The organism is Acidiphilium sp. MT5 (genome assembly GCF_054767495.1).
On record NZ_BAABMR010000016.1, the window covers coordinates 24210 to 46570 of the forward strand.

Consider the following 22361-nt stretch of genomic DNA (forward strand, 5'->3'; position numbering starts at 1 on the left):
AATTTCTACAACCAGAAATAGAACACCGAACAAGAACCCATGTCTCAATTTTTTGATCAGGGATGTTTACGTGGGACAGAAAAAACACAAGCGGCGCTCGGGTGAAACTCTCAAAATATCCTCAGAAGACTCGTGGACAGATCGCTTTCGAAAAGCGAGGATGCAAGTCGGTCTCAACCAAGCGGATGTCGCTTATTTACTCGGCGTAACGCGAGCCACCGTATCATTTTGGGAAGCCGGCATTAATTTTCCGGCTAAAAAACGCTATAGCGAAATTAATGCCGTTCTTCAGCAAAATATATTTTCCGAAGGCACAGAAGTGGTTGAACCGGCCTTTGCCTCTGGACACATTGTTTTCATGAAAAAATTTCAAGCAGCGCCCGATGATATTAAGAAAAAAATTATGGCTCTACTCCGGTCTGTTGACGTCAAATAGCGTCAAAAATTAAACCCCATGCACGTGCCGGCGTAAAACACAAGCGACTTCTCGGTTTGGGGCGGTCGGCGGAGGATGTGGTAGCGACCTGGGCACCTCCATCAACCTGATGGTTTGAGCGGTTTGTTGTGTTGCGGGCGTGGAGTCGCGGGAACGAGTGGGTTTATGCCTTCATGCTTCAGTTTTTCCGCGTTTTTTGGTGATTTTAGGCGCAGCTATCCTGTCGTGGTCAGCCGCTCGTGGAAGATCAGGCGTTGCATGTTGAACGCGAGGTTGGCCAACGTGATCTTGGTCTCGGCACGGGCGATGCCGATGGTGCGAATGAACAAGCCCATTTTCGCCTTCTGATGCGCGAAGACATGCTCGACCCGGGCGCGGACCTTGGATTTGGTGGCGTTGCCGCGCCGGACATTCTCCGGCATCGGGCGCCCCTTGGGCTTCCTGCGGTGGATGCGGCTAACCCGGCCCTGGGCCTTGAGCCATCGTTCGTTGCTCTGGCTGCGATAGGCGGTATCCGCCCAGACGTCCGAAGCGGTGTTGTCGCCTGTCACCACATCGCGCAGCATGCGCCCGTCGTAGCGCGCACCATCCGTGGTCTTGCCCTTGCGGATGAAGCCGAACGTGCCGCAAATCGAGATATTGCTTTTGTAGCCAAAGCTTGGGATCGCAATGTCTGCCTGCGGTTTGCCATCGGCAGTCGGCCGCGCCTTGGCAGGATCGTCCAGCCAGATCTCGGCAGCCGTCTTGCCATCCTTCACTGCGGCCTTTTCGGCTTCGGTGTTACGCTGCTTGGGCGCAGCCACCCCTTCAACAGGGGGCACAGATCAGATCGACGGTTCAACAGCCAAGCACATACCCATCCGCGACAGATCGCCCCAGAATTCGAATGGCTATATGGGGCCGTTTATGGGCCAGGAAACATCAGCATACTTTCTTATAGGAGTATTTGAACGACCAATAGAGTTTCTCTACAAGCAACCAAGCTGGTCGATTCGGCGTCAGCGATCCAGCTTCACCCGACGTATGAAAGCGCAGGCATGATATCACGAGCAGTGTTGGATTTTCTGAACCCATGCCGATCAAATGACTGCCTGAATTCCACGATATGCCGAAAATTGTTATTGCTGTTGATTTCCATCATGTCAGCTTTGCTGTTTTTCTCGCAGGCCGACGCTCAAATGTCGCCCTTACCGGTGCCTGACCAGCTGACGATCCATCATCGCATCACTTGGTTTCAGGGGGGTGGCGCGCTGTCATTCCAACACGAAATCTCCTCGGCCCAGATTACCATACCCGAGCCTTACGACCGCAGCTTCACCAGCGTGACGCTGCATCTGCGTGGCATCAATTCCCCGAGTCTGTTGGAGAAACGTTCATCGATCCTGGTGAGCGTGAATGGTAATCCTGCATCGACGCTGTCGCTAGATGGATCTCAGCCTGAGATTAACCAGACGATCACGATTCCAGGTAAGTTCTTCACGCCGGGCTATAACGTGGTGACGCTGCGTGTGGTGCAGACGACGGGTCAGATCTGCGAGAAGTTTGACGAACCGTCTCTCTGGACGCGTCTGTCGCCGCTCTCGACCGTCACCATCGTGTCGGTGCCGCGCCCGATCACTCGCAATCTGGCTGATCTCGGTAGGATTTTCGACAAACACAGCTTACAGAAGGATGCGCGGGTCACAATCCTGTATAACGCGGTGGCCCGCCAGCATCCGGATATTATCGTCGCCGCTGCGCAAGGGATCGCTCGCCTTTATGATTACGTGCCGGTGAAGATCGATGTCGTGCCGCTGACCGGTCAGCAATCTGACATCGCGGACCCGCCCTCGCGGGCAGTAATTGTTCTCGCGCCCAGTCCATCATCGACGAACCCGAAGAATTCGACCAACGCCAAGATTGCCATAAAGCCGACAGCGAATGGTGGCACGCTGATACGGATTAGCGGCTCCCCGCAATCGGTGATGGTCGCCGCTCGGCTGCTCGGAACCCGACAATTCTCATGGCCCGATGCCAACAGTGCGACGATTTCAACCGCGTCCTATCTCAATCATCAAAAGACCACGCCATCTGATAACCTCGATCAGTCCTTGCTCGACCTGCATACGTTGACCTCGACCCTGGTTGGGCCGAACGTGGAATTTGGCCCTATAACGTTCTGGAACGATTACTGGGGCGGTCGCGCGCTGATTACGGCGCATCTCGTCTACGGGGCAGGTGGGGCGCCGGACAATCTGCTTGGCGTTTATGTCAACGGTATTTTTGTAGGCAATGTTCCGCTTAACCGATCAATCGGGGGGGTCTATACCGATTATAAGATTGCAGTGCCGGCGCACGTCCTGGTTCCAGGAAAGAACGAGCTGGTTTTCCGTGGCACGTTGCGCCACCAACCCGTGCATGGCGGCGAGTGCACCTCGGCGGGATATAGCAAGGGCATTCCAATCACTCTCTTTGACGATAGCACGGTCAGGATTGCTGGTGGCTCGCGGTTGATCCCGGATAATCTGGCTGAATTGAGCTATGCTCAGATCCTGCCGCATCGGCTACTACTCGCAGGCAATTCACCCTCGGTCCTGTCCGCGGCAGCAACGCTCGCGGCGAAGATCACCCAGACGGATTCCGGAATCACGTTACACGCGCGGATGCTCAAACCCGGTGCACCGATCGAAGGGGCGGTGATCATCGGCAAATTGGCCGCGATCCCTGCTGCCATTGTCGCCAAGACCGGCATTATCACGGGCGCCAGCGCGTCGGCGCCATCACATCTTATGGTCGATATCAACAATGCTACCGATCGCCCGAGCCGCGGGATGTCCGGTTCGATCCCGCCAACTGGACCGGTGGTCGCGGTGAGCAGCAAGCACGACGCCACCTATGTCGCCATGATCCCGTCGGGCAAGCTTGGGACGATTGTGGTGGCGGCCCAAACCGGGCCGTCGCTTAAATCGGGCGTGGATACGCTAATTGGATGGTCGCACTGGTCACAGCTCGGCGGGCATGTTGCAGTGATCGAGCCGGGTACCAAGACATTGGCGATCGCTCCCGCCAATCTCAAGGTTGAGAGCGTTGCCGGTCGGATCGGCTATTTTGCCACCCGTAACATCATCATCGCGCTGCTTGGCTTCCTAGCGCTATTGGTGGTGACTGTCCTTGTGGTCCGTAAGGCGCTCAATCGGCGATATGCGGAACGCAATAGCTCTGGCAAGAAACCGGGTGGCGCGTCATGAGCCGGGTTACCCTCAGAATCCAACCGGTTCTGCTCACCCTGCTGCCCGGTCTGCTTGTGCTTATCGCTGCACCGGACGTCGCGGTGGCGCAGTCGCTGCTGATCGGTGGCGCACAGGCCAGCCGTGCATCGGACTATGGGTATTTTGGGCTGATCGATCCCGTTTGGGGAGGTCGTCTCGGCCAGGGATTTTTCCTGGCCCCGATCATCGGCGTGAGCCGCTACAGCTTCACCCAGTCCAATACCCGGTTCACCGGTCTACAGCCCTCCGCTAGCCTTGGTTTGGGCTATGCGTTCTCAATCGCGGGGGTAAACACCAACCTGTCTCTGGCCGCTGGCTATGCCAACACCAGCCTGTCGCCCTATCTGCCAGCTGGCGCGGTTCATGGGGGTAGGGGGTTTCTGGAACCATCGCTCTGGGTCATGGCGCCGATCGCACCCAAATTGTCCGTGGTGGTCAATGGCGGTTATCTGACTGGCCTACGCAGCTACTGGTTTACGTCCTATGCCCAATACCAGATTGCACCACACTTCACATTCGGACCGGAGTTCGATATGGGCGGCGGCCCCAATTACCGGAACCGCACGATCGGCCTGCGACTGGGCACCGATATCGCGCATCGACTTCAACTCTCCGGAACGCTGGGTGCGATCACCAACATCCCGGGAAGCTACCATCCCTATGTCGGGCTCGGCGTGACATTGCCATTGCGATGATGCTGAGACGCCACCTCCTATTGACCATAGCGGCCACCAATGGCCTCACCGGCGAGATGGCTGACAGTGCTGCAGATTGGTCGTGGGTCACCTTGTGGAACGCGTATCGCGACCGGTTCATCGACCATCAAGGGCGAGTGATCGATTTTAGCGAGAATGACGGCATCACCACCTCCGAGGGGCAGGCTTACGCCCTGTTCTTCAGCCTCGTCGATAATGACCGCTCGCTGTTCAAGAAAATTCTTTCCTGGACTGACACCAATCTCGCTGGCGGCCAACTCGGTCGTAAATTGCCGGCTTGGAAATGGGGGCGGCAGACGGGGCAACATTGGGGCGTTCTTGGCAGCAACTCGGCTGCCGATGCCGATTCTTGGTTGGCCTATACGATCGCTCTGGCGGGTATGCGCTGGCAGCGGCATGACTATGGCTCCTTGGCCATCGACCTCGTCCGCACGATCATCGAGCAGGAGACTGCCATCACGCAGATCGGTCGGGTCTTGCTGCCCGGGGCTGATTATTTTCCCAGGCGGAGCCCGGTTCTGGTTAATCCGAGCTACACGCCGCTATTTCTCGCGCGGGGACTGGCGACCATGACGGGAAATCGCGATTGGGCAGATCTGGCTGACGCTGTTGTCCCAATGATCCGCGCGACCACTGTTAACGGCTTTGCCCCTGATTGGTCTTGGCTGCCGGGAACACTATCACACCCGACCGGCTATCCTGGCACCAAAATCGGCAGCTATAATGCGATCCGTTGCTATCTGTGGGCCGGCATGAACCCACCGACGATGCCAGGAGCGCCTGAGATTCTCGCGCATCTGACCGGCATGGCCGGGATCATGAGGGAGAGAGCAGTCCCGCCTATCAACGTGATCGTGGCGAGCGGCAAATATCATGGTAACGCCAACGCCGGATTTTCTGGCGCGCTGGTTCCCTATCTGCAGCGGCTTGGCATTGAGCCCGCATTGACCCAACAGATTGCACGGGTGCGCCACGCACTCGATGGTGATGGCAGCCTGCCGGGCAAATCAGCTTACTACGCGGAAAATCTGCTCTTGTTCGGGATCGGGGCGTTCACCGGCCGGATCCGATTTGATCGGGGAGGCATCCTTATTGACTGAAGCACCAATCGATCAACCGCGTGTTCGCGGCAAGTTGCTGGAGACAGCTGCCGTGATGCTGCTGATGCTGGTGGTATCCGCTGGTATGGTCCCGGTGCTTGGGATCAGCCTAGTGATCAGTCAGATCGCCATTATCAGCGCACTCTTTCTTATTTATCGGATCGATGGCGGATATAGGCGTAAGGATCGGAATCCCTACGCGCGCACCCTGGTCAGCCTGCTGACCGTGATCCTGACCGCACGCTATTTTTCTTGGCGCTTCAACAACACGATGCCTTACGGCTATGGTTGGATCGATGTGTTCTTGGCATTTCTGCTTTTAGCCGCCGAAGGTCATGGCATCGTGTCCAGTCTATTGGGTCAGATTATTAACGCTATGCCGTTGCAAAGACGTCCGCGCGCGCTTCCCGACGATCCGGAACATCTTCCCAGGGTCGATGTGCTGGTGCCCACTTACAACGAAGACCCATCGATCGTGGAGACCACGGTGATCGCCGCGACGCAGATGCGATACCCCGCGGATCGCCTGACAGTTTATATCCTCGATGATGGTGGAACCGATGCAAAATGCGCCCAGCCCGGTGCCGCCGGTCTTGCCGCTCGAGAACGCGCGACCACGCTGAAAAATATCGCGTCACGCTTCGGCGCGCAGTATCTCACCCGCGCACGTAACGAGCATGCCAAAGCCGGCAATCTCAATTCAGCCCTGTCATCGATCAATGGCGACCTGGTCCTCGTTCTTGATTGCGACCATGTGCCAACCGAGGATTTCCTGCGGCGCACCGTTGGGTTCTTCCTCGATGATCCTCGGTTGTTTCTCCTGCAAACGCCTCATAATTTCGTGACGGCAGACCCAATCGAGCGAAATCTGCGCACCTTCCGCAACATGCCCTCAGAAAACGAGCTATTCTACTCGGTCATGCAGCCGGGCCTGGATTTTTGGGGAGCTGCGTTTTTCTGCGGCTCAGCTGCCGTGATGCGCCGCGCCACGCTTGATGAAATCGGCGGGATTTCTGGACGCACCATCACCGAAGATGCCGAAACATCGGTGAAGGCACTGACGGCGGGATGGCGAACCGCCTTTTATAATCGGCCGATGGTCTCAGGCTTACAGCCGGAAACGTTCAGCGGCTTCATCCTACAGCGGATCCGTTGGGCACAGGGCATGGTGCAAATTTTCATTCTGGAAAATGTCTGGCTGAAGCCCGGGTTGCGGTTCATGCAACGGCTGATGTTCACGAATTTCGCCTTTTACTGGCTGTTCCCGATCGCGCGCATGATCCTACTGACCATGCCTCCTGCCTTTCTATTCTTCGGGATCAATGTTGCGGTGACAACTCCACGCGAGTTACTGATTTTCGCCGCGCCATATTATGCGGCGACTCTGATCAACAGCCAGTATTTTTACGGGCAGGTCCGCTGGCCGTTCTTCTCGCAAGTCTATGAGACCGCACAGTCGATTTTTCTCGCCTTTGGGGTGTTTTCTGTAATCCGTCATCCAAACCGACCGACCTTCAAGGTCACGCCAAAAGGCGAATTCCTTGAGGAGGATTTCGTCTCCAGCTTAATCTGGCCATTTTACATCATCACGCTGGTCAATTTTGTGTCGGTGATCTTTGGGGCATGGCGCCTGCTCACCGAGCCCAATCTTCGCGACGCGCTGATACTGGTCGGCCTCTGGGTATTCCTCGATACCATCACATTGATGAATGTGCTCGGAGCACTGTCTGAGCGCAGACAAACGCGATCAACCCCCCGCGCCGTGCGCCGCGAGCCGGTATGGATCCGCATTAATACCGGACCATGGCACACGACCAAGACTTATGATCTGTCGCGGCACGGTGCCAGCGTCTTGATGCCACCTGATTTACCGCCCTTCAAGGTCGGTGATTATATCGAGGTGTTTTTCCGCAGACGGGGCATGAGTCTGCTGGGGCGGGTACGCAACACTAAAGGCACCGGCGCATTACGCCGGATCGGCCTTGTCTATGAGTTGGAATCAGCTGCCGATGAACGCTACGCGGTGATGCTCGCATTTGGCGACAGCGCTACAATCGTATCACGCGTCAATCGGCGACACGGCGGGTTGAGTGCGGCTCGAGCATTCGCGTTCCTGGTGCAGGTCGGAACGATCAATTTTTCCCGGTTCATCTGGCTCTCGACCCGGTTGATCCGCGTCCGTGTGATCCGCAAATTCTCGGGACGCCGGCGAAAAACCCCAGATCGCGTGGAATCTGACAATCCGCTCGCCAGCGTTAACCGGTAGCATCTCGACCCGCAACGATCGCCGACTTGGGTTAGCCATCAGGCCGAGACTATGAGGGACTGCCCTGGGCGGATCGCTCAATTGTCGCACATATAGACAGGGCTCATTCGGACTATCCAGAGAACGGGGGATCTATTCGAATAGCTGGTGGATCTTTGGCTTCTCGATTTTATGATCATTGGTAGCAAACAAACCAATCAGCTTTATTTGTCTTATTTTTGATATTTTATAGATAAAATAAGATATTTATTTATTGAATTTTGATTGTGTTATTCTTAAAATTTAGTATAAATCGACATCTCAATCGTCCGGAGGTTTCCAATGTCCGTCTCTATCCCGCCAGAAATCAAGACGCGCCTCGATGCTATTTTTGAAGAGGCCTATATGCTAGGCCACAAAGCTGGATACGAGGAAGGGTTCAAGGCCGGAAACGGGCGTGCGCTTGAGTTGATCGTTGAGTCAGTACGTTCGCGTTTATCAGAAGCGATAGACGATCATGAGTCCACGAGATCTGACAAGATTGTCGAACCCTTTGGCCGCCGCGCTTCTTGATTCGCCGTTTTAGATCAGAGGGGGATCCTGCGCTGAGGTGCAAACGTGGGCGACGTTAATTTGGAAATGATGCCGTTCTGATCTCCATAAAATTAAACAGCCTTTTGTTGCTGTTATGGCTATGGTGGTTCAGCCCTCCGCGCGCTGCATCGGCGCGGTTTCGATCGGCATTAGCATAACCACGTCGCCAAGCTGCGAGAGCAGGAATCGATGGCGCAAATCGAACCCTACGGCCTCATTATCAATGGTACGGTCCTGGCACCGCGATTGCCACAAAGAAGAGCCTAATCATTTTTCGCGGTAAACGTGTATTAATAATTTAATATTTCTCTAGGGTTGTGCGTTATGTTTGGAAAGTCCAGGCCCTTTATCCACAGGCTTATCCCTAGTTCTGTGGATAACTGCCCGGACTCCAGGCCGCACCTCAATCAGACGGGCTGCTGATCCTGATAACCGCGCTGACGTTTGCGGCGGGCGAGGGTAGCCAGCGCATCTAGGGCACTCCCAAAATCCCGATGCGGGTCAAGCCGTGTCCGGCACGTATAGCCAATCCGCCCCCAGCGTCGCACCAGGATAATGGTGCCGAACAAATCAACTTGGATCTCGATCTGATAGTAGCGCCACTCGTTCAAAACGGGCTGGATCCGGGTGAGGGTCACGGCCTCCGGAAACAGCGTCAACTGCCTCGCGCCGGCGCGGCCGTCTCGAACAGAGCGTGGGCGCGACGCGGGCCGGATGATAGCCTCGCGGCGCATCGGCTGGGCCGCTTCGGACGCGATTTTTACTCCGTCCTGACGCAGTCTTCGTGAATGCGGGGTGTGCCGATTGCTACAGGATGCCATTGAGCGGATGTCCTTCGAACAGATCACCAAACTCCAAATATTCGCCAAGCATAGCATACGATTTGTGCCGACCGAGCCGCTTGAGCCGCGCGGGATGGGCGCCGGCCTCCATACCGCTGGTCAGCGCGCCGCGCTTGAGGCTGTGCCCCCCCAGATCACGCTGACCGAACCCGGCGAGCATCGCCCGGTGCTGCACGATTAGCGCGATGCTCTGCGCGGTGAGGCTAGTGGTGCCGAGCCGCATTGCTGGGGGCGCGGCCTGCGCGGTGATGGCCCGACGCTGGGGAGGCAACCAAATGCGGCGGAACAACGGGCCGGTGCTGATTTGCGCGGCCGCTTGCCACCGCTCAAGGGCGGCAACTGGGCATAGATCCGTGTCGCCGTAGGGGAGCGGGACGGTGACGGGCTGGGTCTGCTCGCCTTTGGTTTGTGGGAGGATCACTCGAATCCCGCGCGGGGTCGCTTCAAGATGTTCGATCTGGATGGCGGCCAACTCGGATCGCCGCAGCGCACCGGCAAATCCGACCAGGATTACGGCCCGGTCGCGCAGGCCGCGCAGATCATCTTGGATCGGCGCGATCAGCCGTCGGATGATCGGGGCAGTGGCAGCGACCTTCTTGCGCCGCATCTCGCCACGCCCTGCGGCCTCGCGTTGGATCCCGGCCAGCGTGTCCGATACGCAGACATCATCGGTTGGCACTGGCTGATTGGCTGCGCGATGCAGGTAGCGGATGGCGGCGCGGCGTAATTTCAGGGTCTCGGGGGTCAGGCCGCGCCCGCGTTCAGCGGCGAGGAAGGCGGCGACATCAGCGCCGGAGGCCGGGAGCGGCGACAGCTGGTGATGATCGCACCAATTACACCAGGCGTGAACGGCGGCCCGATACGCGCGACGGGTATTGTCGGCTTTGGCGCGCCTTGCGTAGTCGGCAGCCGCCTGCCGAGCTGCCGCGAGGGAGCCGTCACCGGTCAGCGTCACGGGCATGGTGATGCCATCGAACCAGATGCTAACCGCGTCACCGATGATGTCGGCAGGGGTCGCGGCGTCGCGGGGTGCGGGCACTACCGCGGACGGGACTGCGTCGGCGATGATGGTAGGTGGTGGCGACGCAGTATCGGCGCTGGGATCGGGAGCCGGGGGGACATCGAGTGGGGCGGGCATTGAGCGGGTCTCCGGCGTGGTGACGAGATACGATCTTGGCTTGATGGTGAGATGACGGCGCTGCGGGAGGCGGGAGGCGGGAGGCGGGAGGCGGGAGGCGACCAGGCTGGGCTTTGCGACAAGATGAGAGCGAAAAACTAGCAGTTTTATGTATTATCGACAACTATCCTTATCACAAATACATAGGCCATAAAACCATATCCGAAAAATAAAAAAGGTAATTCAATTTTATGGCTATTTTTAGATATATAAACGCTTAACCCTCTGATATAATTACCAGCGCTACCCCGACAAATCACACCATGCCGTGCCCAATCCCAACCGCTCCTGTGTAACCCTAAGCTGGTCAAACCCATCATGTTCTTCGATACCGCGCCCCCCACCAGCGCCATCGACACCAACAGCGCCCTAGAACGCGCCGCCAGCGCCATCGGTCGGCTCGACCAAACCGTCGCCCACCACCCGCTCCGCCCCGCCTTTTTGCACCGCATCCGACTGATCGCCGTGCGCCGCCAAGCCGCCGTCGATGGCCAGGTGATCGATCCCTGGCACCTCGCCGCCCTGCTGGAAGGACTCCGCTTACGGATGGACCCGGATCTCAGCCCCTTCGAGCGCGGCACGATCTTCGAGGCCGCGCGCAGCGCCTTGCATCTGCACCAATGGATCACCGCGCCGGATTTGGATCAGGAGCAGGAAATCCAGCAGGCACTACAGGCGATCGAGACCCATCCGCCGCAAGGCGGTATTTTGCTCCAAGCCGCCTACGCCGCCCATCACTGGCTGGATCAGGGTGGCACCCGCGCGCCCCTGCGCGGCGCCCTGATCCGGTATTGGCAGAAAACCCGCCTGATCCGCGCGCCATTGCCGCTGACCGGACCTCACGCGTTGAGTAGCGAGGTTGATTTTGGGCGCCCGCGCTGGATTGCACTGTTTCTGCAAGCCCTGGCAAGCGAGGCAGAAGACGGGCTGGATCTGCTCCGCGATCTGGAACGCGCCTGGCGGGCCGCCCGTGCCGCCATCGGTGATCGCCGACGCAACAGCCGGGCCGCACTGGCGATTGATCTACTCGCAGCAGCCCCACTACTCTCCGCCACCACCCTGGCGGCCCGGCTCGGCATGGCCACCAACAATGCTACCGCCCTGCTCCACGAGTTCCAAACCGCGGGGATCGTGATCGATGTCAGCCACCGGGCTCGCCGGAAATTATTCGGGCTCGCTGGCCTCGAACGATTGCGCGACCATGTCGCACCACCGCGCCGCCCACAGCCGGGGCGCGGCAGGGGGCGACCCAGGCTTGAGCCCCCGGCGCCTGAGCAGACGATCCCGCCGGATGTGACGACGGTTCCGACCGAGCCAGCGTTCGTCCGGCACACCTTTGATTACAGCGATCTCGAAGCGGCCATGGCCGCAGCCGATCAGGTCATCCGTGATACCAAGGCGCGGTTAGAAAGAAGTTCTCAGCGGAAATAAACACTACCCGGATCAATGAACTTCTCCCCTGGGCAATAAACCAGAGCGCCTGACCGCCCGCTCAACACTCACAAAATCCAGAGACGGTCTGCAGCGAACGGTTACCCTCACGCCAACAAGGTCAGCGAAACAGCGCTTACGAGAAAGACGTGGGCACCCCACCCGAACTTGGTCCTCACCGCAGGGTCCAGTTCACGGCTCTCCCGAACAACAGGAATATTATCAATCAATATCTGATATGGTTGCGCTTATTTTGAAGCGAGCGGCTAATTTTTGTGCATAGCTAGACCAATCATCAATATTTCGACTTTCTGCTTCGAGAACGAGTTTCTGACGAAAATCGGTATCTTCCGCTAAGCGCTCGATAGCATATTCGATCATACTCACATCTCGCATATCGACCGTTAGGCATCCTCCATCCGCCGCTAGTTCGGCCATGACTCCTTCGGAATGGCATAAGCATGGACAACCCATCCAAAGGCTTTCCAACACAGGTAAACCAAACCCTTCGACAAGGGAGGGATATACGGTGAAAGCTGCCTTTTGGAGCAACCCGGCCAAATCTGCATCAGACAGCAGGCCGCTCCAGCTAATGCGTGGTTCCTCATGAACCTGCGCTTCCAGCCAATCAACTAGATCCTCCGCACCAGCGAAACGATGACCGACCAAAATTAAACGCAGCGGAAGATCTGGACGGTGGGTAAGCAGCGATCGAAATGCCTCTATGAGGCTGCGGTGATTTTTGCGTGGATCAATCGAACTGATGCATACAATAATGATAGGATCATCGGTCGACGCTGTTTTAGTGGTAGCCGGATTACGTGATATTGTACCGAATTGACCAGGCAGCCAAATAGTGTCCCGTTCCGGTGGGAGGGGTAACCCGTGATGTTTAACATAGCGCTCAAACTGGCGCAGGCTTTCGCCGGAGATCGCCCAGAGACAATCGATACAGGAGAGCACCTCAAGGTACTCGCCGAACTGCTGCACGACCTCAGTCGTGCAGAACGGCATGTGGGTTACAGGGATCAGGTCGTAGAGGATAGCCGCGACAGGCAGGTGGTTGGCCACAGCCCAGGCAAGCCGCTCGGGGAATTGGCCGTCCAAAACGACCTCTGGCAGGAATAGTATTGGTATCCCAGCGCCAGGCAGCAGGGCCAATGCGTTCTCAACCGGCCAGTTGGCGCCCTGGGCAGCGGAACTGAACAGCCGCGAGATGCCGTCAGTCGGACCTCCATAGGAGGCAAGGAAGTGTTGCTCCTCCTCCGTGAGGAAGCGATAACTCCCGAGCCAGGAGTCCCACCGGAGGAAGACCAGCAGCAGGTCTGGGTCTTGCTGCAACTCGTGGCAGGTACGGCGCACCACGCGGATGACGCCGGGATTGGCCGGGTCCCTGGCTGCGCAGGAGCAATCGACGAGCACTATGCGGGCGAATTGGGACCGATCAGCAGCTGGTCGAGCCGTTTTTACTGACAACCCTTCTACAATTCTAACGTAACGTGCGATCACGTCGCTCCAGCGGAAACGTGCCCGGAAAGCGCCGAATCGATCTTCCGCTAGAATGTGCGGCGGCAGGCCATCACGCAGCAGCGAGACCACCTTATCTCCCATTTCGGTCAAGTTGCCGCACAACATCCAAGGATCGGCCGTAACCTCGGGATGGGCACCCAGGTTGAAGGCCAGCACTGGGCGCCCGCGCCACTGCATTTCGGCAAGCGGAAGGTTAAACCCCTCCCAGAGCGAGACACTCAAGCCAACCGCGCAGTGCATCATTATGGTGCTGAGGGTTTTATCGCTGATGAACCCCAGCGGCACCACAGCATGCCGTAAAGCCTCGGGCAGCAAGAGTTCCTCCTCACGGGCGAGGAGTAGGAGCCGCGCTTTCGGTTCTCGTCGAAGGATTCCCGCAAGCACCTCGAAGACTGCTGCACTATTCTTATAGCCATGCGGCTCGAACCGCCCGAGAGAGATGATGGGCTTACATCCAGCGGTCAGCAGCTCGTCCACTACCACGAGCGCCCGCGCATCTGCCTCGTTCCCCACGGCCTGTGGAAACATAGGGGTGTCAAGATGGTCGGCCCCAAGCAACACTGTCTCCACCCCTTGCGAGGTACCACGATCCGGTAGAGTCTGTGTGTCGCGGATGAAGTCACTGATCGGTAGAACCTGGTTGAAACGCGGCAGCGTCAGAGCGCGCACGCGCCGGAGCTCGCGCTGAATATGTATAGCCTCATCCGGCATACCGTCATGCGGGACGGCGCCGGCATCAATGAAGATGCTTGGCACGCCAATCTCGGCGCAAACATCCGCGATGCCGAAAAAGGGCCATCCGCCGGAGACGACGAGGGCAGGGCCGCCATCACTGTTGAGTTCCACCCAGTGATCACGCAACCAGACTGCAGCCGCCTGCTCCGCCCCGTATAGATCGAGGTGCTGGAGCTCCATTAAGATGTGAAGTTCGGGCGAGACGCTCTGGACGACCTCCCGGTCGCAGCGCAAACAGACAAAGGTGATTCGGTAACTGCTATCGCGTAGCCCTCTCCCCAGGAGGAGTAGGAGGCGGTCCACACCGAAACGTGGCAACAGGCGTTCGTTACAAATAACGATGTGAAGCGGGCGTATGGTCAAATTATAATGCTCGGCGTCGGGAGATGGTAGCGGATTGCTGGGGCGCTCGCGGCGATTAGGTCCGCAGCAAGTCGGGTGCGGCGGCAAATCTTTTTAAGCGCCTGGTTCTCGCGCGACACGTGCGCGAGTGCCATTTTACCTTCCTGGAAGGTGTCGTAGGTTACTGCGGCGCCAAAGCTTGCCTCCAGACCCACGGCCATGGTGCAGTCGGCCGGTGCCAGGATCGAAACACCTGACCGAAGGGCGCGCTGGATCGCAACATGGTCCGCACCGGAACTCCAGTTCCACAGCAGTGCTGCATACTGCCAAGCCTCGGACTCAATCCAGCCGTGCCAAACAAGCCGGATACGACATTCCGACGACTCTAACTGGTACAACTGGTTGCAGATCTCCGCGACCTCCGGGAGCGGCCAGTCCCCAGCACAAAGTATCAGGGGATCGCGGGGTCCGAATGACAACGGACTATTGGCGAGACCAGCATATATACCCTCGAGCGCGTCAATCGTCGTCGATTCGGAGACACTGGAGCAGCGCGTGCGGCTTGCCTCTCCCTGCCGATGCGCCCGCTCGGGACTCCGTATGTAAGCCGCCATTGCGGCGGCAAGTGCCGCTGCATCGGCTGGTGGAACCAGTTCACCGGTTACCCCGGCTTGCACCAACTGCGGTATTCCGCCGATATCGGTCGCGAGCTGTGCCCGGCCGGCAGCGATCGCCTCCAGCAGAATTACCGGCTCGTTCTCCGGCCAGAGGGAGGGTAGTACAACCACATCCGCAGCCGCCAGCTCCTCGATGATCCGAGAGCGGGGAACACGTCCGAGGTAGGTCACGGCGTGGCCAAACTTGTCCTGCGAGATCTCTGCCTCGACCTGCGGGCGCAAAAAGCCGTCGCCGGCGATAGCCAAGGCCCATCGCCCTGCAAGATCAGGCTCCGCGGTGAGCAGCGCGGCTGCCTGGAGTAGTTCCAGGATACCCTTGTGAATGCCCAGATAGGCTGCGCAGAAGAAGCGCACGATTTTGCCAGCCCTGTCATCCGCCGACCTTGGGCCGATCCCGTCGAAGGGTGCAAGGTCAATCCCGTTCGAGATAACAGTGAGTCGCGCTGGGTCCACGGCATTAGCGGTCCGGTAGGCATCAGCCAGATAGACACTCGGTGAGACGAGGCGGTCGGCATGACCAAGCGCCCAAGAGACATAATCGCGGCGCAGCCGCATTGGCAGAGCGCGGCCTGCATCGCGCGGCTGGACGGCACCAAGGCAAGTAATAGCACATCCTTCTGCGTCGTCACAGATCGTCCCATCCTCGCGCAGGGCAGTGGCGCGGAAACAGTAGCCGGCATGGTCGTGCAAGGTGACTACACTCGGCAGGCCAAGGCGGTGGGCGATTGGTATTAAGGAAAAGCCAAGGCCCGCCAAATTATGGAAATGCACAACATCCGGCTGTTCAGCTCTCAACACCGCTTGGAAGCGTGTGGCAATGGCCGGATCATGGAAATTGTCATTGGGATGGAAGGAGGCGACCGGCGTACGGTAGATGCGCAGTCCATCTACTTCCTCGACGGTAAGGCGCCCGACCTCCTCAGGCGGTGAGATCCAGCCGGCGAAAACACTCACCCGATGGCCACGATCGCGAAGCTGCAGCGCTTGGCGATGAGCGACGACCTCAGCGCCACCGATAATATGCGGCGGATACAAGTTGCTGACGATCAGTAACTGCCTCGATCCAGAAGTCCGCATCTCCGTCACGGCTAGATGGTCTGTCCGAGTAGGCTTAAGTCCGCCGCACAGCGATGCAGGGCAGCAACGCTTGTCGCCGAACTACAGGAGATCACCAAGGGATGCTGTCGTGGCTGCGGCGAAAGATAAGCCATTGCAAGTCCACCCCATACCTCGCTGCGGTTATCCTGCACGGCATGTTCGATGATTTGACCGGGGACAAAATCCAATTCTACATGATGGACATAGGAGCAGGAAGCCCAGTCCGCCGTTGCGATGCCGCGGCGACATTCCGGGTTCCCGCTATCGTGCATCAGGATAAAGCAAGGCTCCCGCAACGGAGTCGGTCGGTGGATCACCGTCTCAATGTCGCGACGAACCCCATTGGCGCTATGGTCGGCGTCGATCAGAATGAAGTTCAACGCAACCCCTGCTGCATCAAGTTCGTTGAGCATCCCAGCCACAAGACCTTCCGAGTTGCCGATGCGCAGATCGGCATTTGGCGGCACGCGGAAGCGGTTTGGCACCTCGGGGTCGATGTCGACCGCCCAGACACGCTCGGCGAACTGCGCGATAAGCGAGAGGCTGCCGCCGTAATAGGTACCGATCTCCAGTGCGTGCCGTGGCCTGAGCCGGGCAAGTAGGCCCGTGAGAGCCATGCGCTCGGCGAGCAGCATTTGCCATTCGGCTGTCGGCACCCCGGGGTAGAAGATATCATCGATCACGGTTATTTCCTTGTTATGTTAGACATTTGTTTCCGTTACCGAACGGGAACCATAGCAACCAATTCGAACTCAAAGCACCGGCCATTGCGGCGTGCCTGGACCGGAATCTCAACGGCTTCGAAACCAGCTTCCTCTACCAGCTGGCGAAAGCTGTCCGGTGTAAGCAAATTGAAATGGAAATCGCCTTCGTAGTCTTGGCCTCCGAACAACACCTCGCGGAAGTCAGAAAAGCTGTAGCTGCCGTCGGCAATGCCAGAAAGCATTGCGGCGCCGTCGGGCATCACGGCACGTAGGGTTCCGCCGGGCTTCAATAGGCTGTACCAATAAGGCAGCAGGCGTCGGCGTAACTCTTCCTGGGGAAAGTGTTCGATCAGGTGTGATGAGGCAATCTCGTCAATCGTTCCTGGCTCGAAAGGTAGATTACTGACATCTGCCACTACGTCGACACCAGGCAAATCTCGCATATCGACATTGATATAATCAACGGCCATGATGTGTCCGCAGCCGAGATTCACACGCAGCAATCCGGCGGCACGTGCGGCCGCGACCTTGTCCGGCTCAAGAACATGAGGCTGCAGCGCCTTGGGCCGCACCGTCGTGGGCGCGCCGATGCTTCCATTGTAGCGAATCTCGAACATCAACTCACGACGGACGAACTCCACGCGGTCAAGCAAGAAGCGAAGCGTGTCATCTACCCGCTTGGCACGACTCTCGGTTTCTTCCTGCAACTGACTCTCTACCGCAGCCACACGCTGTTCCACTGTAGTCAGAAGATTTTCAGCGGTGATGGCCAGTCGCGTCGGTCGTGTCCCAGCTTGTGGTGTAGGTGGCCGCTGATCGGCCTGCCGTAGCGACCGCCAAGAGTCTGGCGGAGGCGGGCCGATTGGCGGTCACCGGGGCGATTTTTGGGTAGAGTTGGGTTGCGACTCTCAACGCTAATCCAAGGAACCACCACGATGACCGAAGACAAGATTGCTCTTTCCAGCCTTTTGGAGAAGTCCTCTGATTCCAGTTTTCTGCGTGAGATGATCGGCTTTGCCGCTGAACGCTTGATGCAGCTGGAGACTGGGGTGATCTGCAACGCCGCCCCCGGCGAACGCAGCGCCGATCGCCAAAACCAGCGCAACGGCTACCGCGACCGCGACTGGGAGACACGCGTCGGCACGGTTGAGCTGCGCATCCCCAAACTACGCCGCGGCAGCTATTTCCCGGCCTTTCTGGAGCCGCGCCGGATGGCCGAAAAGGCGCTCACCGCTGTGATCCAGGAAGCCTATATCCAAGGCATTTCTACCCGTTCCGTCGATGACCTGGTGAAGGCCATGGGGATGGAAGGTGTCAGCAAAAGCCAGGTTTCGCGCCTGTGCGGCGAGATCGACGAACGGGTGAACGCCTTCCTGACCCGCCCCATTGAGGGCGACTGGCCATATGTCTGGCTGGACGCCACCTACATCAAAGTCCGGCGCGACCACCGCATCGTATCGGCGGCCGTGATTGTCGCCGTCGGCGTTAATGCCGACGGCAGGCGCGAGGTGCTCGGGATGACCACCGGCCATAGCGAGGCCGAGCCGTTCTGGGTGGACTTTCTACGCAGCCTGACCAGGCGCGGCCTGCGTGGCGTGAAGCTGGTGATCTCGGACGCCCATGAAGGGTTGAAGGCGGCAATTGGCAAAATCTTCAGCGCCACCTGGCAGCGTTGCCGCGTCCACTTCATGCGCAATGCCTTGGCCTATGCCGGCAAAACCCAGAAGCGTGTGGTCTCCGCTTGGGTCGGCACCGCCTTTGCCCAGGACGATGCCGCGAGCGCCCACAACCAATGGCGCGCCGTCGCAGACCAGATGCGCCCGCGCCTACCCAAGCTCGCCGGCCTGCTCGACGAAGCCGAGACCGACGTCCTCGCCTACATGGACTTCCCCGCCCAGCACCGCGCCAAAATCCATTCCACCAACCCGCTAGAACGGCTCAACGGTGAAATCAAACGCCGCGCCGATGTCGTCGGCATCTTCCCCAACGAGGCCGCCGTCGTCAGGCTCATCGGAGCGCTCTTGCTCGAACAGAACGACGAATGGGCAACACAGCGCGCCCGATACATGACACTGGAAACCATCGCGCCAATGAGCGATACTGCGCTCGTCAGAATGCCAGAACTGGCAGCCTGAACACGCAGCCAATGCTGCTCAGGATATCGCTCCTACACCACGTAGGGGGGCACGACCAGTCGCGTCTCCCCTATCGCTGCCGTGCGCTGCTCAATCTCGGCGAGGCGTTTCTCCGTCATCGCGGAAAAGCTCGCCATCTCTTGTTGTTGCCGCATCCAAGAACGGGTTAAATTTCTCACCGTACCCTGTATAGCCTGAATCGATTGGACGGGTATAAGTGAAGCCGTTGGGGGCTGCGTTGTATTTAGTCGTTGCTCCAGTTGCTCGATACGCGGTAGAAGAAGGTCAAAGGGGAGATGAAGGCGATATAGTAGCGGTCGGGCTAACGGCCGAAGGACGATTTTAGCCTGTTGCCTTATTCTGACGGACAGTGGCATGAAGTGTCCGGTTCCTCCCCTGGAAATAGTCTACCCGTTGCTAAACTTGGGACGAAATGTGTTGCTGAACCGCGCCGGATCAACTTTGATGGCGATATGTCACACCCGCCTGCGCGAGCCGCTTTAATACCCACGAATGAGCCAGTAATCTGCATGCTTTTGGAATTTTCTTACGCTCTCATTCACCCGAATGCAAGGGCGACGATCGGGGTCGCACGTACACAGCGCACCCAGCATTCCAGCCTTCACCCAGGTCCGATGATTGGCCTGCAACGTCGCGATCCGGTCCTGCAACTTGTTGGTCCTTCCGGTATCCCACCAAACCAGGGCCGTACTGCTCAACCAACTGAACAGCACCGCGATCATAGCCATGATCCAACCCAGCAACCGCCAACTCGCCCATTACACCACTTAGCACAACGCCGCGTCAGGAAGCTCGATAAAATCGCAACGGAGCAACTGGCGAACCAGAGGTACATTGACCTCACCACTCGCAAAGTCGAAGCTGCCTGGGCAAAATCAGCAAAGCAGGGCCCGACCAACAAACCCTGACGCGCCGGTGATCAGAATATGCGCAGTCACTACATCCCCTTCTTGAGACGATCTAAATCGGCCTCAACCATTTCGGTCGCGAGCTGTTCGAGCGTCACCTCGGCCTTCCAACCCAGGGCGCGGGCAGCTTTGCTGGGGTCACCGAGCAGCAATTCGACTTCGGCGGGACGCATTAATTTTGTGTCGGCACGAATATAATCGGCAGCCTTCAGACCAACCACGCCGAAGGCCATATCGGCAAAGGCGGCAACGCTCGCGGTGCGACCCGTCGCGATCACGTAATCGTCAGGGCGATCTTGCTGCAGCATCAACCACATGGCGCGAACATAATCGCGGGCATGGCCCCAATCGCGCTGGGCGGCAATGTTACCCAAGGTCAGATGGTCTTCAAGTCCAAGCTTGATCCGTGCGACGCCGTTGGTGATCCGGCGGGTGACGAATTCGATCCCCCGCAGCGGGCTTTCATGGTTGAACAAAATGCCTGAGGAAGCGTGCATGCCAAAGCTCTCGCGGTAGTTCACGGTCATCCAGTGGGCGTAGAGTTTGGCGGCGGCATAGGGGCTACGCGGATAAAATGGCGTTCCCTCTGATTGCGGTATCGCCTGGACTTTTCCAAACATCTCTGAGGAAGAAGCCTGATAGAAGCGCGCCTGCGGTCGAGCGATCCTCACAGCTTCAAGCATCGTTGCCGTGCCTAATCCAGTCACTAGGCCGGTCAGCGAAGGCTGCTGCCATGAAGTGGCCACGAAACTCTGTGCTGCCAGATGGTAAACTTCATCTGGCTTATACTCCTGCATAATCCGAACTAAGCTACCAAGATCAGTCAAGTTTCCTTCTACCAATGTTATTTTGTCGAGCACACCGAGCCAGCGCAGCCGCTCGCCAACCACATCCGATGACGCGGAACGGCGCATGACACCAATTACCTGATATCCTTTGCTTAGCAGTAGTTCGCTGAGATATGCCCCATCTTGCCCCGTTATTCCTGTGATTAAAGCAACAGTCATAGAATTCCCTTTATGAGTTCACGCCAAAAATCATGGATATTACCCTTTGCGGGCAACACAAGCTGCTGCGATCATTTATGTTGCAGACGGTAATGGGATCACTGAATTTATACCCAAAACAAGTTCTTGGAACTGATGTTCCGGCAGATATCTGCCTAGGACGTCCATCGGCTTGCCATCAGCTCTGATTTTTCCGGACTCGAGCCAGATCAACCGATTACACCACTCTGCTAAAGTCGGTGCGGAATGACTTGCCAAGATGAGGATATCCGCATGACGCACCATGCTCTCGACCCTAATTTTTGCCTTTTCCATAAAGGCAGCATCGCCAGCTAGGATCCATTCGTCCATGAGGAGAAGTTCTGGGGGGAATGCTGTTGCCATCGCAAAAGCCAAGCGAACGACCATACCAGAGGAATAGTTTCGAACTGGCAGATCGAGGAATTGAGCCAGATCAGAGAAATCTTCTACGTCGGCCTCGAGATGGTCGATTTCAGCGCGGGGAAGGCCAAGAAAATATCCACGCAATCTAATGTTTTCGCGCCCGGTTAAATCCATGTTCATACCTTGACCCGGATCCAAGAGGGAAACGAGACGACCTTCCATCGACAGCGATCCGGCCGTTGGCTGATAGATCCCCGACAAAGCGCGCAGCAAGGTGGTTTTGCCTGATCCGTTTGAGCCTACAAGACCTAAGCGATCACCAGATCTCAGTGTGAATGAGATATTTTGTAGTGCCTGAACCACAGGACGGTTTTTATGGTCCTGTGCGAACCGATTCGAAGCTTTGCCCAGAATTGTCTTTTTCAACGATCGATTATCACTATGATAAAGAGGAAAATCGACTGAAATATTGAAAGCTGTCAGATGGACCATTGTTATACCCAATAAGCTATGCGACCCCGCGTCCGGGCGAACCCGATGGCGGCGACGATGATAAGAGTGGCGGATACGATCAATGCCTTCAGAACTATATCAAGTGCCAAGGGTGTACCCAGAAGTGGCCCTCTCACAATCTCAAGAATATAAAAGAACGGGTTGAACCGAATCAGCAGATCGGCTTCCGGATGGCTCTCGAGGATTTTAGCGTACCACATGATTGGCGTCACGAAGAAAGCAATTTGCATCACCGACATGATAATCTGTGGCACATCCCGGAACCGAGCACAAAACGCACCAAACAAAAGCGAAATTGCAAAGGCATCGATTAACCAGAGGCCGAAGGCGGGGATCGCGAAGAGCGAATACAAAGACATATGCACGCCCATGATCACGAATACGACCACCACTACCACGATATTATGGGCCAGGATGATTGTGTTGCGGACGACACTTCGCGCCGCATGAACCGTGAAGGGCATCCGAGTTCCCTTAATCAAGGAATCTGATTGGCTGAAACATGAATCCATATCAAA

Annotated in this window: 18 protein-coding genes; 8 read left to right on the forward strand and 10 right to left on the reverse strand. The window is 57.5% G+C overall.

Annotated elements, in window-relative coordinates:
- Positions 1-70: 70 nt before the first annotated feature.
- Positions 71-436 carry a helix-turn-helix transcriptional regulator gene (locus ACYUCQ_RS15045; RefSeq protein WP_460255374.1) on the forward strand — a complete coding sequence of 122 codons (366 nt, stop codon included), beginning with the start codon at positions 71-73 and terminating at the stop codon, positions 434-436.
- Between the two features lie 215 nt (positions 437-651).
- Here ACYUCQ_RS15045 and ACYUCQ_RS15050 read toward each other — a convergent pair whose 3' ends face one another.
- Entirely contained in the window at positions 652-1239 is a 588-nt protein-coding gene (locus ACYUCQ_RS15050; protein ID WP_460255375.1) for a transposase, read from the reverse strand.
- 336 nt (positions 1240-1575) lie between these two features.
- Here ACYUCQ_RS15050 and ACYUCQ_RS15055 point away from each other — a divergent pair, with 336 nt between their 5' ends.
- From ACYUCQ_RS15055 to ACYUCQ_RS15075, 5 genes are all read left to right on the forward strand, one after another.
- Complete coding sequence (locus ACYUCQ_RS15055) at positions 1576-3663, forward strand: cellulose biosynthesis cyclic di-GMP-binding regulatory protein BcsB (protein ID WP_460255376.1); 2088 nt, start codon at positions 1576-1578, stop codon at positions 3661-3663.
- Entirely contained in the window at positions 3660-4379 is a 720-nt protein-coding gene (bcsS, locus tag ACYUCQ_RS15060) for a cellulose biosynthesis protein BcsS (protein ID WP_460255377.1), read from the forward strand. The genes ACYUCQ_RS15055 and bcsS overlap by 4 nt, the downstream gene beginning before the upstream one ends.
- On the forward strand, positions 4376-5500 hold the full coding sequence (gene bcsZ, locus ACYUCQ_RS15065; RefSeq protein ID WP_460255378.1) for a cellulose synthase complex periplasmic endoglucanase BcsZ: 1125 nt from the start codon (positions 4376-4378) through the stop codon (positions 5498-5500). Before bcsS ends, bcsZ begins: the two co-directional genes overlap by 4 nt.
- Positions 5382-7766, forward strand: coding sequence for a UDP-forming cellulose synthase catalytic subunit (bcsA, locus tag ACYUCQ_RS15070; RefSeq protein ID WP_460255379.1), 2385 nt, complete (start codon positions 5382-5384; stop codon positions 7764-7766). Before bcsZ ends, bcsA begins: the two co-directional genes overlap by 119 nt.
- Before the next feature lie 321 nt (positions 7767-8087).
- Positions 8088-8318 (forward strand): hypothetical protein, encoded by a 231-nt coding sequence (locus ACYUCQ_RS15075; protein WP_460255380.1) that lies wholly within the window; start codon positions 8088-8090, stop codon positions 8316-8318.
- A 428-nt stretch (positions 8319-8746) separates the two neighbouring features.
- Here the strand turns inward: ACYUCQ_RS15075 and ACYUCQ_RS15080 are convergent, their stop codons facing one another.
- Entirely contained in the window at positions 8747-8977 is a 231-nt protein-coding gene (locus ACYUCQ_RS15080; RefSeq protein WP_460255381.1) for a WGR domain-containing protein, read from the reverse strand.
- A 169-nt stretch (positions 8978-9146) separates the two neighbouring features.
- The gene (locus tag ACYUCQ_RS15085) at positions 9147-10319 is read right to left on the reverse strand and encodes a site-specific integrase (RefSeq protein WP_460255382.1); all 1173 of its coding nucleotides are present in this window, start codon (positions 10317-10319) and stop codon (positions 9147-9149) included.
- A 357-nt stretch (positions 10320-10676) separates the two neighbouring features.
- On the opposite strand from ACYUCQ_RS15085, the gene ACYUCQ_RS15090 reads away from it, so the two are divergent.
- Complete coding sequence (locus ACYUCQ_RS15090) at positions 10677-11789, forward strand: PD-(D/E)XK nuclease family protein (protein ID WP_460255383.1); 1113 nt, start codon at positions 10677-10679, stop codon at positions 11787-11789.
- A 222-nt stretch (positions 11790-12011) separates the two neighbouring features.
- On the opposite strand, the gene ACYUCQ_RS15095 is transcribed toward ACYUCQ_RS15090, so the two are convergent.
- The 4 genes from ACYUCQ_RS15095 to ACYUCQ_RS15110 all read right to left on the reverse strand — a co-directional run bounded on the left by ACYUCQ_RS15095 (position 12012) and on the right by ACYUCQ_RS15110 (position 17615).
- The gene (locus ACYUCQ_RS15095) at positions 12012-14234 is read right to left on the reverse strand and encodes a glycosyltransferase (protein ID WP_460255384.1); all 2223 of its coding nucleotides are present in this window, start codon (positions 14232-14234) and stop codon (positions 12012-12014) included.
- A 179-nt stretch (positions 14235-14413) separates the two neighbouring features.
- Entirely contained in the window at positions 14414-16150 is a 1737-nt protein-coding gene (locus ACYUCQ_RS15100) for a glycosyltransferase (RefSeq protein WP_460255391.1), read from the reverse strand.
- An 11-nt stretch (positions 16151-16161) separates the two neighbouring features.
- Entirely contained in the window at positions 16162-16854 is a 693-nt protein-coding gene (locus ACYUCQ_RS15105; protein ID WP_460255385.1) for a class I SAM-dependent methyltransferase, read from the reverse strand.
- 35 nt (positions 16855-16889) lie between these two features.
- The gene (locus tag ACYUCQ_RS15110; protein ID WP_460255386.1) at positions 16890-17615 is read right to left on the reverse strand and encodes a class I SAM-dependent methyltransferase; all 726 of its coding nucleotides are present in this window, start codon (positions 17613-17615) and stop codon (positions 16890-16892) included.
- 195 nt (positions 17616-17810) lie between these two features.
- Here ACYUCQ_RS15110 and ACYUCQ_RS15115 point away from each other — a divergent pair, with 195 nt between their 5' ends.
- Positions 17811-19010, forward strand: a complete 1200-nt coding sequence (locus ACYUCQ_RS15115; RefSeq protein ID WP_460255387.1) for an IS256 family transposase — start codon at positions 17811-17813, stop codon at positions 19008-19010.
- Between the two features lie 958 nt (positions 19011-19968).
- Here the strand turns inward: ACYUCQ_RS15115 and gmd are convergent.
- The 3 genes from gmd to ACYUCQ_RS15130 form a co-directional block, all read right to left on the reverse strand.
- The gene (gene gmd, locus ACYUCQ_RS15120) at positions 19969-20946 is read right to left on the reverse strand and encodes a GDP-mannose 4,6-dehydratase (protein ID WP_460255388.1); all 978 of its coding nucleotides are present in this window, start codon (positions 20944-20946) and stop codon (positions 19969-19971) included.
- 75 nt (positions 20947-21021) lie between these two features.
- Entirely contained in the window at positions 21022-21822 is an 801-nt protein-coding gene (locus tag ACYUCQ_RS15125) for an ABC transporter ATP-binding protein (RefSeq protein ID WP_460255389.1), read from the reverse strand.
- Between the two features lie 2 nt (positions 21823-21824).
- A partial coding sequence (locus ACYUCQ_RS15130) for an ABC transporter permease (protein ID WP_460255390.1) occupies positions 21825-22361 on the reverse strand: 537 nt, incomplete at its 5' end.

Coding starts and splice junctions, on each gene's coding strand:
- ACYUCQ_RS15055 (WP_460255376.1), top strand. CDS start 1,576: ATGTCAGCTTTGCTGTTTTTCTCGCAGGCCGACGCTCAAATGTCGCCC.
- bcsZ (WP_460255378.1), top strand. CDS start 4,376: ATGATGCTGAGACGCCACCTCCTATTGACCATAGCGGCCACCAATGGC.
- ACYUCQ_RS15115 (WP_460255387.1), top strand. CDS start 17,811: ATGACCGAAGACAAGATTGCTCTTTCCAGCCTTTTGGAGAAGTCCTCT.
- ACYUCQ_RS15100 (WP_460255391.1), bottom strand. CDS start 16,150: ATGCGGACTTCTGGATCGAGGCAGTTACTGATCGTCAGCAACTTGTAT.
- bcsA (WP_460255379.1), top strand. CDS start 5,382: ATGGTGATGGCAGCCTGCCGGGCAAATCAGCTTACTACGCGGAAAATC.
- ACYUCQ_RS15090 (WP_460255383.1), top strand. CDS start 10,677: ATGTTCTTCGATACCGCGCCCCCCACCAGCGCCATCGACACCAACAGC.
- ACYUCQ_RS15075 (WP_460255380.1), top strand. CDS start 8,088: ATGTCCGTCTCTATCCCGCCAGAAATCAAGACGCGCCTCGATGCTATT.
- ACYUCQ_RS15085 (WP_460255382.1), bottom strand. CDS start 10,319: ATGCCCGCCCCACTCGATGTCCCCCCGGCTCCCGATCCCAGCGCCGAT.
- ACYUCQ_RS15095 (WP_460255384.1), bottom strand. CDS start 14,234: ATGGAGCTCCAGCACCTCGATCTATACGGGGCGGAGCAGGCGGCTGCA.
- ACYUCQ_RS15125 (WP_460255389.1), bottom strand. CDS start 21,822: ATGGTCCATCTGACAGCTTTCAATATTTCAGTCGATTTTCCTCTTTAT.
- gmd (WP_460255388.1), bottom strand. CDS start 20,946: ATGACTGTTGCTTTAATCACAGGAATAACGGGGCAAGATGGGGCATAT.
- bcsS (WP_460255377.1), top strand. CDS start 3,660: ATGAGCCGGGTTACCCTCAGAATCCAACCGGTTCTGCTCACCCTGCTG.